The sequence below is a fragment of the Streptomyces sp. NPDC015139 genome (genome assembly GCF_043079785.1).
In the GTDB taxonomy this organism is placed as follows: Bacteria; Actinomycetota; Actinomycetes; order Streptomycetales; family Streptomycetaceae; genus Streptomyces; species Streptomyces albidocamelliae.
In genome coordinates this window covers 724,362-738,062 of record NZ_JBIBUW010000003.1, presented here as the reverse complement: position 1 = coordinate 738,062, position 13,701 = coordinate 724,362, and the positions used below count along the sequence as shown (strand labels likewise).

The 13,701-nt window shown below is 75.6% G+C and carries 8 protein-coding genes; 6 read left to right on the top strand and 2 right to left on the bottom strand.

The window, feature by feature from the left end:
- Positions 1-2: 2 nt before the first annotated feature.
- Positions 3-1,703 carry a DUF5691 domain-containing protein gene (locus ACF08B_RS12075; protein WP_392317217.1) on the bottom strand — a complete coding sequence of 567 codons (1,701 nt, stop codon included), beginning with the start codon at positions 1,701-1,703 and terminating at the stop codon, positions 3-5.
- A 172-nt stretch (positions 1,704-1,875) separates the two neighbouring features.
- Complete coding sequence (locus ACF08B_RS12070; RefSeq protein WP_392317216.1) at positions 1,876-3,225, bottom strand: SWIM zinc finger family protein; 1,350 nt, start codon at positions 3,223-3,225, stop codon at positions 1,876-1,878.
- A gap of 132 nt (positions 3,226-3,357) precedes the next feature.
- Here ACF08B_RS12070 and ACF08B_RS12065 point away from each other — a divergent pair, with 132 nt between their 5' ends.
- From ACF08B_RS12065 to sucC, 6 genes are all read left to right on the top strand, one after another.
- Entirely contained in the window at positions 3,358-4,488 is a 1,131-nt protein-coding gene (locus ACF08B_RS12065; protein WP_392317215.1) for an AAA family ATPase, read from the top strand.
- On the top strand, positions 4,485-6,956 hold the full coding sequence (locus ACF08B_RS12060) for a DUF5682 family protein (protein ID WP_392317214.1): 2,472 nt from the start codon (positions 4,485-4,487) through the stop codon (positions 6,954-6,956). Before ACF08B_RS12065 ends, ACF08B_RS12060 begins: the two co-directional genes overlap by 4 nt.
- Complete coding sequence (locus ACF08B_RS12055; RefSeq protein WP_392317213.1) at positions 6,953-8,155, top strand: VWA domain-containing protein; 1,203 nt, start codon at positions 6,953-6,955, stop codon at positions 8,153-8,155. The genes ACF08B_RS12060 and ACF08B_RS12055 overlap by 4 nt, the downstream gene beginning before the upstream one ends.
- 502 nt (positions 8,156-8,657) lie before the next feature.
- On the top strand, positions 8,658-9,365 hold the full coding sequence (locus ACF08B_RS12050) for a hypothetical protein (protein WP_392317212.1): 708 nt from the start codon (positions 8,658-8,660) through the stop codon (positions 9,363-9,365).
- Between the two features lie 132 nt (positions 9,366-9,497).
- A complete protein-coding gene (locus ACF08B_RS12045; RefSeq protein WP_392317211.1) occupies positions 9,498-12,059 on the top strand; it encodes a hypothetical protein in 2,562 nt (853 codons plus the stop codon).
- Between the two features lie 440 nt (positions 12,060-12,499).
- Complete coding sequence (gene sucC, locus ACF08B_RS12040; protein WP_093475342.1) at positions 12,500-13,681, top strand: ADP-forming succinate--CoA ligase subunit beta; 1,182 nt, start codon at positions 12,500-12,502, stop codon at positions 13,679-13,681.
- Positions 13,682-13,701: the final 20 nt, after the last annotated feature.

Below are 13,701 nucleotides of genomic sequence, written 5' to 3'. Positions count from 1 at the left end.
GATCATCGCGGCGGCGCGGGCGGTGCGGCACCCAGCTCGCCCGCCATCTCCGCCCGCAGGCGCAGCGTGGTGACCAGTCGCTGGAACGCCTCCGCCCAGTAGCCACCGGCTCCCGGCGCCGCGTCCTCCCGCTCGTCGGGCACCGCGAGCAGCGCCTCCAGCCGGGGGGCTTCCGCCGGGTCCAGGCAACGCTCCGCGAGCCCCATCACCCCGCTGAAACTCCAGGGGTAACTGCCGGCGTCCCGGGCGATGTTGAGGGCGTCCACGACCGCCCTGCCCAGCGGCGGCTCCCACGGCACCGCACACCCGCCGAGTAGTTGGAACGCCTCCGACAGACCGTGGGTGGCGATGAATCCGGCCACCCATTCGGCCCGCTCGCCCGGCCGCAGGGCGGCCAGCAGCTTCGCGCGCTCCGCCAGGGACACGGCACCCGGGCCCCCCGCCTCCGGCGCCGACGGCGAGCCGAGCAGCGCCCTCGACCAGGCGGCGTCGCCCTGCCGTACGGCCGCGCGGCACCACGCCGCGTGCAGCTCGCCCTGCCAGCCGTCCGCCACCGGCAGCGCCACGATCTCCGGCGCGCTCCGTCCGCCGAGCCGCTCCGTCCACGTCGCGAGCGGTGCCGCCTCGACCAGCTGACCAAGCCACCACGACCGCTCCCCTCTGCCCGCGGGCGGTTTCGCCACCACACCGTCCCGCTCCATGCCGGAGTCGCACTCGAGCGGTGCCTCGACCGCGATCACCGGCGAGTTCCCCATGCGGTCGAGAGCCACACATGCGGCGGCCCGTATGGCCATGCGCGCCGCGAGCGCCGAGTCCGGCAGCGCCGACAGCAGCTCAGCCGCCGTCGCCCGGACATTGCGGCTGCGGTCGCCCAGCGCCTGCTCCAGGAACGGCTCGTCCTCGCCGCACAGGCCCGCGCGCAGCGAGTCGAGGAACATCAGCCGGTCCTCCGCCCGCTCCGTCGGCCAGGTCGAGGCCAGCAGCTCACGCGCGAGGGCGGGCGTACGGGCCCGGAGCACGCCCAGCAGGGCGACCCGCTCGGCGAACAGCCCCTCCTGCCACAGCCGGCGCACCGCCCCGGCGTCACCGGCGTCGGGCAGCGCGGTGCCGCCGCCCGGAGCGGCGCGCAGGGCGAACCGCCAGTCCGCGTTCAGTCGGGCCAGCCAGAGCGCACGGGGGCCCGCGAAAGCCAGCGCGGCCGGGCGCAGGTCCGTACGGCCCCGGGCCGCGTCCAGCAGGGCCGGGAGCGCCTGTGGAGGCGCCGCGTAACCGTGCGCGTTGGCCGCCGCCAGCCACTGCGGGAGCAGCTCCATGAGATCCGGTGAGCTGCCGCGCCGCCCGCCCGACGGTCCGCCGGAACGGTCGGCCAGCAGCAGCGCGAGTCTGCGGGCCGCCGCCGGGGGCAGTGCCGGGCGGGGGTCCTCGGGGGCCCGTTCCGGCCGCCGCGCCGCCCGCGTGGGCCGCAGTCCGGCACGTCGGCGCACGGTCGCCACGGCGGCCGCGTCCAGCAGCGCGACGGGGGCCGCCCGGCCGCCCGGGTCCTGGGCCAGGGGACGCCGGTCGGTGCCGAGCAGGGCGGTCGTGACCAGGTCCTCCCAGGAGGGCGCGGGCGGTGCGGCGGGTGCAGGCGAGGCGCTCGGGGGAGGCGTCGCGGACGTCCCGGAAGGACCGGCAGGCGGCGGAGCGGGTGGGGTCGCGTTCATGACCGTTCCTTTCGCGGGGTGTGGTCGAGCGGCTTCGGAGCGTGGCCGTCCGAGTGATGCGCGGAGGGCCGGGAGGCCCCGGCGAGGTCGCGCGCGAGGGGGCCGGCGCACCTGGCCGGGCGGTCCACAGGGCGGGGCCGAGCCGCGGTGGCGTCCTTCGACAGCGGCCCGGTCAGCACAGCGGCACCGCCTCGCCCGCGCCCTGCGGCCAGGCCGTGAGCGGGGTGAAGCCACGGTGCCCGCACTCGCCGAACACCGTGACGGGGGCGCCGCCGGACAGGGCGACCAGGCGCCACAGGCCGGGACGGGAGCGGGCCGTCCGGGACAGCGGCAGAGCCGAGTCCGCGTCGGCGTCGGCCAGCTGCCACAGGTCGCCGTCCGGGACCGGTGTCACCCCGCCCAGGGTCACCGGGACCGACTCCAGCCAGGGATCGTCGCGCAGGGCCTCGCCGTACCGGGCAGCCGCCTCCCCGGTGGTCACGCCCGGCGGGCGGAATACGGCCGGAGCGGGCGCGGCGAACCGCTCTCCCAGCGTGGCCCGTGACTGCCCGGCGCCCGCGTGCACGGACAGCTCCGCGTCCAGGGCGAGGCCGACCGGCAGGGCCAGCTCGGGCGCCCGGCCGGCCGCGCCGTAGGAGAGGAGCAGCCGGGTGTGGCCCGATCCGGCGCCGTGCAGCCATATCCGGCGCGTCGTCAGTTTCGCGTCAGCCGTGTCGTACTGGGCGAGGACCAGCCACCGGTCGCGCAGCGGCGGGCCCTCCACGGCGGCCGGCAGACCGAGCCTCGTGCGGAGCGTGGCCGCGAGGGCGTCGGGCAGCCGGTCACGGTGCAGCCAGCCCTGGTCGAGCAGGTGCAGCAGCGCGCACTCCTCCAGCAGCCGCACCGGCCAGCCGTCGCCGGACGCCGGGATCGCCCCCAACTCCCTTACTCGGGCGGCCAGTCCGGGAGCCTGCGCGTCGACCATGCGGGCCGCCGTCTCGTCCCACAGGGCGTATCCCGCCTGCTCGGCCGAGGCCAGCCCGCCGCGCAGCAGGTCGGTCAGCCGCTGCTCCAGCTCCGTCGCGCCCGCCGTGACCCGCTCCGCCCGGCGCTCGGCCCGCCGCCGCGCAGCCTCCGGATCGGCGGCGGCACCCCCCTCGGCCTGCTGCACCCGCTTGGTCTCCGCGCGGCTCCGCCTGCCCGCGAGCCACTGCCCCGCCCAGTCCGGGGGCTGCGCGGACGCCGGCACCCAGCCGTCGCCGCCCGCCCACAGCAGGAGCAGACCGAGCGCGTGCTTGCACGGGAACTTACGGCTCGGACAGCTGCACTTGTACGCCGGCCCGGCCGCGCCGGCGAGGTCCACCACCGTCTGGTAGGGCTTGCTGCCACTGCCCTTGCACAGCCCCCACACCGCCCCCTCTCCACTGCCCGCCTCCGACCACGGTCCGGCGGCGCCGAGTTTGCTTCCCGCTTTGCGTGACGCGGCGTCAGGCGCCAGTGCCAGCACCTGGTCCGCGGTCCAGCGCACCCCCTGCTCAGTCATGTCATCGACGGTAGGTCCCGGCACTGACAATCGGCCGGGCGTCGGAGTTCGCGCAGGTCAGGGCGATTGTCAGTGCCGTGGTGCACGGTGGATGCCAGATCCGAACCGGCCGAGCTGGAGGGGGCCTCAGCCATGACTGTGTCCGCGCAACCGACGACCGCCGAACCGGGCCGTGCCGAGAGCGCGCAGGCGTTGCGTCCGCACGCCGAGCAGGCCTTCGCCGCCGAACTCGCCGCGCTCGCCGCGCAGGACGACCGTCCGCGCCCGGCCCGCTGGAAGCTGTCGCCGTGGGCGGTGGCGACGTACCTGCTCGGCGGCACCCTGCCCGACGGCACGGTGATCACGCCCAAGTACGTGGGTCCGCGCCGCCTCGTCGAGGTCGCCGTCACGACCCTCGCCACCGACCGGGCGCTGCTCCTGCTCGGCGTGCCCGGCACCGCCAAGACCTGGGTCTCGGAGCATCTCGCGGCAGCCGTCAGCGGCGACTCCACCCTGCTGGTGCAGGGCACCGCCGGCACCCCGGAAGAAGCGATCCGGTACGGCTGGAACTACGCGCGGCTGCTCGCGCACGGCCCGAGCCGCGACGCCCTGGTGCCCAGCCCCGTCATGCGCGCCATGGCCGACGGCATGACGGCCCGTGTGGAGGAGCTGACCCGCATCCCGGCGGACGTGCAGGACTCGCTGATCACGATCCTGTCGGAGAAGACCCTGCCCGTCCCGGAGCTGGGCGAGGAGGTCCAGGCGGTACGCGGCTTCAACCTCATCGCCACCGCCAACGACCGCGACCGGGGCGTCAACGACCTCTCCAGCGCGCTGCGCCGGCGCTTCAACACCGTGGTGCTGCCGCTGCCGGAGAACCCCGAGGCCGAGGTCGACATCGTCACGCGCCGGGTCGAGCAGATCGGCCGCTCCCTCGACCTGCCGGCCGCGCCCGACGGCATCGAGGAGATCCGGAGGGTCGTGACCGTCTTCCGCGAGCTGCGCGACGGCATCACCGCCGACGGGCGCACGAAGCTGAAGTCGCCCAGCGGCACGCTGTCCACGGCGGAGGCGATCTCCGTCGTGACCAACGGCCTGGCGCTCGCCGCGCACTTCGGCGACGGGGTGCTGCGGTCCGGGGACGTCGCGGCCGGGATCCTCGGCGCCGTCGTGCGCGACCCGGCGGCGGACCGGGTCGTCTGGCAGGAGTACCTGGAGACCGTCGTCCGCGAGCGTCAGGGCTGGACGGACTTCTACCGCGCCTGCCGGGAGGTGAGCGCATGACCGACTCCGGCCCGGGCCCGGCCGGCCGTTCCGGGCCGCTGCTGCTCGGCGTGCGGCACCACGGGCCCGGTTCGGCGCGGGCGGTGCGGGCCGCGCTGGACGCCGCGTGCCCCGCCGTGGTCCTCATCGAGGGCCCGCCGGAGGCCGACGCGCTGATCCCGCTGGCCGCCGACCCCGACCTGCGGCCCCCGGTCGCCCTGCTCGCCCACGCGGTGGACGAGCCCGGCCGCTCGGCCTTCTGGCCGCTCGCCGAGTTCAGCCCCGAGTGGGTGGCCCTCCGCTGGGCCCTGCGGCACCGCGTCCCGGCCCGCTTCATCGACCTGCCTGCCACGCACACGCTCGCGTGGCAGGAGCAGGAGCAGGAGCAGGAGCAGGAGGAGGAGGCCCGGGGCGTCTCCGGGCCCGAGGAGCCCGCCCCGGACGGCGGGAGCAGGGCCCCCGGCGAGCCGGGCCCCGCTGCCGGGGAACAGGCGCCCGACGGTCCCGCCGCCGCGCTCGCCGCCAAAGACCAGGCGCGCGTCGATCCCCTCGCCGTGCTGGCCGAGGCCGCCGGTTACGACGATCCCGAGCGGTGGTGGGAGGACGTCGTCGAGCACCGGGGGCCGGGGGAGCGGGACCCGTTCGCGCCGTTCGACGCGCTGGCCGAGGCGATGGGAGCGCTGCGCGAGCGGTTCGGCACCGGCGGCCACCCGCGCGACGCCGTCCGCGAGGCCCACATGCGGCTCCGACTGCGTGACGCGCGCAAGGAGTTCGGCGACGCGGTGGCCGTGGTCTGCGGGGCCTGGCACGTGCCCGCGCTGCGCGAGCGGACCACCGTCACCGGCGACCGGGCGCTGCTGAAGGGGCTCCCCAAGGTCAAGGCGGATCTGACCTGGGTGCCGTGGACGCACCGCCGGCTGGCCCGCTCCAGCGGGTACGGCGCGGGCATCGACTCGCCCGGCTGGTACGGGCATCTCTTCCAGGCCCCCGACCGGCCGGTCGAGCGCTGGCTGACCAGGGTGGCCGGGCTGCTGCGCGAGGAGGACATGATCGTCTCCTCCGCCCACGTCATCGAGGCCGTACGGCTGGCGGAGACGCTGGCGGCGATGCGCGGCCGTCCGCTGCCCGGGCTGGGCGAGACCATGGACGCGGTGCGTGCGGTGATGTGCGACGGCTCGGACGTGCCGCTCTCCCTGGTGCACGACCGGCTGGTGGTGGGGGACGTCCTCGGTGAGGTTCCCGAGTCGGCCCCCGCCGTGCCGTTGCAGCGCGATCTGGCCCGGCAGCAGCGGTCGCTGCGGATCAAACCGGAGGCCCTGGAGCGCGAGCTGGAGCTGGACCTGCGCGGGGACACCGACGCGGGCCGCAGCAGGCTCCTGCACCGGCTGCGGCTGCTCGGCGTCGGCTGGGGCGAGCCGGCCCGGTCGCGGGGCAGCACGGGCACCTTCCGGGAGACGTGGCGGCTGCGCTGGGAACCGGAGTTGGCGGTAAGGGTCGCCGAGGCGGGCGTGTGGGGGACCACCGTGCTCGGGGCCGCGCAGGCCAAGGCCGAGGCCGACGCGACCGCCGCGACGGCCCTCGCCGACGTCACCGCGCTCGCCGAGCAGTGCCTGCTGGCCGGCCTGCCGGACGCGCTGCCCGTGGTCATGCGGGTGCTGGTGGACCGGGCGGCCCTGGACACGGACGTCGGCCACCTGGCGCAGGCCCTGCCCGCCCTGGTCCGCTCGCTGCGCTACGGCGATGTGCGCGGCACCGACACCGGCGCGCTGACCGGGGTCGCGGCCGGGCTCGCCGAGCGGATCTTCGTCGGCCTCCCCCCGGCCTGCACCTCCCTCGACGCGGACGCCGCGGACGAGATGCGCGGCCATGTCGACGCCGTGCACACGGCGGTCGGACTGCTGGCGGAGAGCCTCGCCGGCACCTCGGACACGGGCCGCGGCGACCTGCGCGAGCGCTGGCGGACGGTGCTGCGGGCACTGTCCCTGCGGGACACCGCGCCCGGTGTCATCCGGGGCCGGACCGTGCGGCTGCTGCTGGACGACGGCGCACTCGACGCCGGTGAGGCGGCACGCCTGATGGGGCTGGCGCTGTCACCGGGGACACCGCCTCCCGACGCCGCCGCCTGGATCGAGGGCTTCGTCGGTGGCGGGGGCGGGCTGCTGCTGGTGCACGACGACCGGTTGCTCGGACTGGTCGACGCCTGGCTGACCGGAGTGCCGGCGGAGGCGTTCACGGACGTGCTGCCGCTGCTGCGACGCACGTTCGCGGCGTACGAGCCGGGCGTGCGCAGAACCCTCGGTGAACTGGTCCGGCGCGGACCGGGCGAACGGGCGGACCGGCCGGGCGGGAACACCGTCACCCCCGGCTTCGCCGCCGAACCGGACATCGAGCGCGCCGACGCGGTGCTGCCGGTGCTGCGCCTGCTGCTCGGCCTGGAGGCCGAGCCCGACACGACCGACGACAACCGACTCGCGGGGGTGGGCACATGACGACCGGACCGACACCGACGACGACACCCGTGCCGGCGCCGTCCCAGGCGCCCCATCCGGACGGGGAGCGGCTGCGGCGCTGGCGGCTGGTGCTCGGCGGCGACCAGGCGGACGGGACCGGGTGCGCGCTCTCCGGCCGGGACGCGGCGATGGACGCCACCCTGGCCGCGCTCTACGGAAAGGGCGACAAGCCGCCGACGGGGCGCGACCGTTCGGCGGGACTCGGTGCCTCGGCGCCCTCCGTGGCGCGCTGGCTCGGAGACATCCGCACGTACTTCCCGTCCTCCGTCGTCCAGGTCATGCAGCGCGACGCCATCGACCGGCTCGGGCTCGCCTCTCTGCTGCTGGAACCGGAGATGCTGGCGGCGGTCGAAGCCGACGTGCACCTCGTGGGCACGCTGCTCTCGCTCAACAAGGCGATGCCGGAGACCACCAGGGAGACGGCGCGCGCGGTCGTGCGCAAGGTGGTCGACGACCTGGAGAAGCGGCTCGCGACCCGCACCCGGGCCACCCTCACCGGCGCCCTGGACCGCAGCGCGCGGGTCAGCCGTCCCCGCCACCGGGACATCGACTGGAACCGCACCGTCGCGGCCAACCTCAAGCACTACCTGCCCGAGTACCGCACGGTCGTACCGGAACGGCTCGTCGGGTACGGGCGGGCCGCGCAGTCGGTGAAGAAGGAAGTCGTCCTCTGCATCGACCAGTCCGGGTCGATGGCCGCGTCGGTGGTCTACGCCTCGGTGTTCGGCGCGGTCCTCGCCTCCATGCGGTCGATCAGCACCCGGCTGGTCGTGTTCGACACCGCGGTGGTCGACCTCACCGACCAGCTGGACGATCCGGTCGACGTGCTCTTCGGTACCCAGCTCGGCGGAGGCACGGACATCAACCGCGCGCTCGCCTACTGCCTGTCGCAGATCACCCGGCCCGCCGAGACCGTGGTGGTACTGATCAGCGACCTCTACGAGGGCGGTATACGCGACGAGATGCTCAAACGGGTCGCGGCGATGAAGGCGTCGGGGGTGCAGTTCGTGACGCTGCTCGCCCTGTCGGACGAAGGGGCGCCCGCCTACGACCGGGAGCACGCGGCGGCGCTGGCCGCGCTCGGCGCGCCCGCCTTCGCCTGCACGCCCGATCTCTTCCCCGAGGTGATGGCGGCGGCCCTCGAGAAACGGCCGCTGCCGATACCGGACACCGTGTGACGCCGGGCAGGAAAGGGGCGGGAAAGCGGACATGACTACCCATCGGTAACAGGGGGCTTGCGCAGCCTCGGGCGTGCCGTGCGAGGATCGGCGGCGCCCGTGTCGTACCGACCCGAGGATGTTCCCCTCCTTGACCTTCCCAGCCGCCCTTGTCGGTGCCTCCGTGCGTGTGCTGCGTACGGCGGCCGGGCGGCGTGCGCTCCAACTGTTGCTGCTGGTCAGTGGCTTGTTCGCGCTCGGGTTCCTCTGCGGGGAGCAGGCGCACGCGGCCGACGGGACAGCGACGACGGTGGGGGCGGCCCAGGCCGCTCCGGTCGTCGCGACCACGGATCGCGTCCCGGCCGCCGGAGCCGACCTTGCCGCGAAAGCGGTCCGAGGCGCCGACTCCGGCCGAGCGGCGGATGCGGGCGGAGCGGTTACCTCCGGTCGTGCGGCTCATTCGGGCGGAGCAGTCGACTCCGGTCGGGCGGTCGATGTCGGCCGTGTGGCCGGAGGGGGCCGGGTGGCCGGCGACGGCCGGTCCGCCGTCTCCGTTCGACGGCTGCGGGAGACCGCGGTGGGCCGGGTGACCCAAGTGGTCCGGACGGCCGAGGCGGTCGGGACTGCCGGAGCCGGACGCGTCGCCGGGTCCGTCGAGGCGGTGCGCGGTGTCACCGAGCGGGCCGCCGAGCCCGTACGGACGTTGACGGACGACGCCTCCGGGACCGTGGGCAGGACGCGGACGGCGGCTCCCACCGTGCCCGTGCCGGACCTCGACGGGCTGCCGGGCCTTCCCGACCTGACCGACCGCCTGACGCCCCGCCAACAGCCCCCGACAGCTGCTTCGCAGGAGGACAGCGGCACGTCGGTGCCGGTACCGGCCGGGGAGCGGCAGGCCCGGACCGGGGCTCGTAACGCCTTCGCCGCGTCGGCACCGGTCAGTCCGTACGGCCCCGAGGCACCGTCCGCGATCCGCCCTTCGGCGCCCGCGACCGTGCGCCACGCCGTCGCGCCCGCCGAGGCACCCGGTCTGCCAGCGCCGGCCGGTGACCCGGACGGCGCGCTCGGCAAGCAGGCGGCGGTCGACGGCACCACGTCCCGCCACGGTGACGCGCAGGCCGTCACCCTCGCCGACCGGGCGCCCCTGCGGCTCGCGCCCGGCACCCTCGCGCACGTCGACGCGCCCGGAATCCTCGAACGGCACCGCGACATCCCCGTCTTCCCCGGCTAGGCGGCACGGCCGACCTCCCCGTCACGGCCCAGCCGAGCGGGGACGGAACAGGTCCACCGCCGTCCGGCCCGTCGGCTCTCCGGCGCCCCGGACGGAACTCCCCAGCCGTTCTTCCGAGGATTTGACACAGAGATGAACAAGAACATTCGTCGTTCCATAGTGATAGCCGCCGGTGTCACCAGCGCATGGGCGCTCGGTTCGGCCGCCGCCGACGCGGACGAGCTGCCGGCCACGTCCCTGTCCACGCCGGACGCCGGCAGCGGTGTCACCGGCGCGCTCACCGATACGGTCGACGGCGTGGCCGCCGACCTGCACGACACGGTCTCCGGCCTGACCGGTACGGCGGCCTCGACCGTCTCGGACACCGCGGACCGCGCCGAGCGACCGGTACGGGACGCCGTCGGCGACACCGTGCCGACGTCCGCCGACCAGGTCCGCCGGCAGGTGGGCGCCGGGGTTCCGGCCACCGGGAAGGCGGAGGGGGCCACCCGGGCCGTCGAGGGTGCCCGGGCCGCGCGGGCGGGGCAGGCGCCGAACCGTACGGCGCAGGCACAGGTGCACGCCCGGACGGACGGCGCGCGGCTGACGGCGCACGCCACCGTCGGGGCCGCCGGTACCGTCCACGCAGCCCACGATTCCGCTCGGGACGAGATCGACTACCTCTTCGGCCCGCTGGCGACCTTCGCCCCCGAGGTGGAGGAGGCCCTGGCCGCGGCCCAGACCAGGCTCGGGGCCGTGCAGGCGGCCGCGCGCATGCGCGCTGAGGGCGTCGAAGGCGCCGTTCGCACGGCCGTGCAGCGGACCGTCGCGACCGCGCAGGGCCGGACCGCGGGAGCGGCGGCCGAGGCCCGGCACACGGCGACCGCGACGACCGGCCCCGTCCGGGGCGAGGCCGTCCAGGCGGCCGGTGCGGGCCGGGCGGCGGTGTCCGGGGTGCCCGGGCATGTCGCGGGTGCGGCGGGCGGTGTCGGTGAGCGGGGCGCCGGGATCGTGCGGGGCGAGGGTGCGCAGGCGGCCGATGCGGGCCGGGCCGCGGTGTCCGGGGTGCCGGGGCATGTCACCGGTACGGTCGGCGGGGCCAGGGAACGGGTCGTCGGCACGGTGAGGTCCGTACCGGGTGCGGTCACGCCGGTCGTCGACGGTGCGGTGTCGGCCGTGGTTCCGCCGGTGGTCTCCGCCGCCGTGCACGGGGCCGTGCCGGTCGCCGAGCGGGCGGTGGACGGGGTTCCGGCCGCGGCGCACCACGCGGTGGAGGGCGCCCACGGCACGGCCGTGGGCGCCGTCGGCGGGGTGCGGGGGACGGCCGGAGACGCCGTTCCGGGGGCGTACGGGACAGCCGAGAGCACCGCGTACGGCCTGGGCGGCACCGCCACGGGCGCCGTCTCCGGGGTGCACGACACCGGCGCGGGCGCCGTGGCCGGTGTGTACGGCGTCGCCGGGGATGCGGCCGCCGGGGCGCAGGGGGTCGCCGACCAGGCGCGGACCGGTGCGTACGGCGTCGGCCGGGAGGCCGAGGCGCGCGTGGACGGGGTGAGCGCGGGCGTGCGCGCCGATGCGTACGGGACCGCGGCGCGGGCCTTCTCCGGGGCGCACGGCGCGGCGGGCGCCGTACGGCCGGTCGCCGACGGTGTCGTCGCGGACGGGTCGGCGTACGCCACCGGTCTCGCCGAGCAGGCGGGCCAGGGCACCACGGACGCGGTCCTGCCTCCGGTGGCCTCCGGGGCGGTCCACGGGGTCGTGCCGGTCGCCGCCAGGACCGCCACCGACGCGGGCACCCTCGCCCACGGCGTCACGGCTGACGCCCGCTCCTTCACGGGCGGCGCCACCGGCCACGCCGCGGGCTTCGCGGGCGCGGTCGCCGGTCAGGGCGAGTACCTCGCACACGGGGCCGCCGGTGAGGGCGTGCACCTCGCGGCCGGGGTCGCCGGGCAGGCCGCCGGCTTCGCCCACGGGGCCACCGGGCAGGCCACGGGCTTCGCGGACGGTGCCACCGGGCAGGCCGCCGGCTTCGCCCGTGGTGCCGTCGGCCAGGCGTCGGGCTTCGCGGGCGGGGTCACCGGCCAGGGCGAGTACCTCGCAGGCGAGGTCGCCGGCCAGGCGTCGGCCTTCGCGCACGGAGCCGCCGGTCACGCCACTGTGGTCGCCCACAGTGCCGCCGGGCAGGCCGCGGGCTTCGCGGGCGGAGTCGCAGGCCAGGGCGAGTACGTCCCACACGGAGCCGCCGGCCAGGCGACCGGCCTCGCAGGCGGTGCCATCGGTCAGGCGTCGACCTTCGCGCACGGAGCCGCCGGTCACGCCACCGGCCTCGCCGACGGTGCCGCGGGCCAGGCCGCGGGCTACGCAGGCGGAGTCGCAGGCCAGGGCGAGTACCTCGCGCACGGTGCCGTCGGCCACGCCACCGGCCTCGCACACGGAACCACCGGTCACGCCACCGGCCTCGCACACGGAGCCGTCGGCCGGGCGACCGGCCTCGCACACGGAGCCGTCGGCCGGGCGACCGGCCTCGCGCACGGAGCCACCGGCCGGGCCGCGCGTCTCGGGGAGGCCGGGCATGCCGTGAGCGGGGCGGAGGCCGTCACCCGTTCGGCCGTACCCGGCCACCTCCCGAGCCCCCAGGGCCCGCAGGCCGCGCACGGATGGCTGGACCCCTACGGCGTGCGCGACGCGTCGGAGGGCATGCGACAGCAGGGCTGAGCGCCCTCACAAGCTCCGCGGGGCGACCGGGTCCGGACGGGCCGAAGGCCATCTGCCCGTCCGGCCGGTGCTCCGCGGGAAGGGGCGGGTGGTCCCCATTGGGGTGGGGATCAACCGCCCCGGTCCCGGTTCCCGCCGGGGCCGATCGAGGGGCCTCACCGGGTCAACCCCAGCCCGGTGAGGCCTCGCAGACCGCCCCTGTACAGCACATATGTCGGCACGCCGTGCCAGGAATTCCGGCATCATGTGACAGGTATCACCGCTCAGGTGTGACCCTCGATTTAGGGAGCCCCCGCAAGCGGCGATAACCTGCGAGACGGACATGCCGCGCGCTCGGACACCGTGTGCGCCCCCCTAGTGACAAGCGGACGTCACGTTGCCCTTCGCGGCACGCCCACGCATCCAACGAACCGCGAGATCACTGATAGGGACGGAAGCGCGTGGACCTGTTCGAGTACCAGGCGAGGGACCTCTTCGCCAAGCACGATGTACCGGTGCTGGCCGGTGAAGTCATCGACACGCCTGAGGCGGCGCGCGAGATCACCGAGCGGCTGGGCGGCAAGTCCGTCGTCAAGGCGCAGGTGAAGGTCGGTGGTCGTGGCAAGGCCGGTGGCGTCAAGCTGGCCGCCTCCGCGGACGAGGCCGTCGCCCGTGCGACGGACATTCTCGGCATGGACATCAAGGGCCACACGGTCCACAAGGTCATGATCGCCGAGACGGCTCCGGAGATCATCGAGGAGTACTACGTCTCCTTCCTCCTCGACCGTGCCAACCGCACCTTCCTCTCCATCGCGTCCGTCGAGGGCGGCATGGAGATCGAGGAGGTGGCGGCCACCCGTCCGGAGGCCGTCGCCAAGATCGCGATCGACGCCATCGACGGCGTGGACGAGGCCAAGGCCCGCGAGATCGTCGAGGCCGCCAAGTTCCCGGCCGAGGTCGCGGACAAGGTCGTCAACGTCCTGATCAAGCTGTGGGACACCTTCATCAAGTCGGACGCCCTCCTCGTCGAGGTCAACCCGCTCGCGAAGGTCGCCTCCGGGGACGTCCTCGCCCTCGACGGCAAGGTGTCGCTCGACGAGAACGCCGAGTTCCGTCACCCCGAGTACGAGGAGCTCCACGACAAGGCCGCGGCCAACCCGCTCGAGGCCGCCGCCAAGGAGAAGAACCTCAACTACGTCAAGCTCGACGGCGAGGTCGGCATCATCGGCAACGGCGCGGGTCTCGTCATGAGCACCCTGGACGTCGTCGCGTACGCCGGTGAGCAGCACGGCAACGTCAAGCCCGCCAACTTCCTGGACATCGGCGGTGGCGCCTCCGCCCAGGTCATGGCGAACGGCCTGGAGATCATCCTGGGCGACCCGGACGTCAAGTCCGTCTTCGTGAACGTCTTCGGCGGCATCACCGCCTGTGACGAGGTCGCGAACGGCATCGTCCAGGCGCTGAAGCTCCTGGAGGACCGCGGCGAGAACGTCTCCAAGCCGCTCGTCGTCCGCCTCGACGGCAACAACGCCGAGCTGGGCCGGCAGATCCTCACCGACGCGAACCACCCGCTGGTTCAGCGCGTCGACACCATGGACGGCGCGGCCGACAAGGCCGCCGAACTGGCCCACGCCGCCAAGTAAGCACTCAGGACGAGGACACA

Bases quoted from the DNA above. Each gene is read 5' to 3' on its own strand.
- ACF08B_RS12060 (WP_392317214.1), top strand. From the start codon at position 4,485: ATGACCGACTCCGGCCCGGGCCCGGCCGGCCGTTCCGGGCCGCTGCTG.
- ACF08B_RS12070 (WP_392317216.1), bottom strand. From the start codon at position 3,225: ATGACTGAGCAGGGGGTGCGCTGGACCGCGGACCAGGTGCTGGCACTG.
- ACF08B_RS12075 (WP_392317217.1), bottom strand. From the start codon at position 1,703: ATGAACGCGACCCCACCCGCTCCGCCGCCTGCCGGTCCTTCCGGGACG.
- ACF08B_RS12065 (WP_392317215.1), top strand. From the start codon at position 3,358: ATGACTGTGTCCGCGCAACCGACGACCGCCGAACCGGGCCGTGCCGAG.
- ACF08B_RS12045 (WP_392317211.1), top strand. From the start codon at position 9,498: ATGAACAAGAACATTCGTCGTTCCATAGTGATAGCCGCCGGTGTCACC.
- ACF08B_RS12055 (WP_392317213.1), top strand. From the start codon at position 6,953: ATGACGACCGGACCGACACCGACGACGACACCCGTGCCGGCGCCGTCC.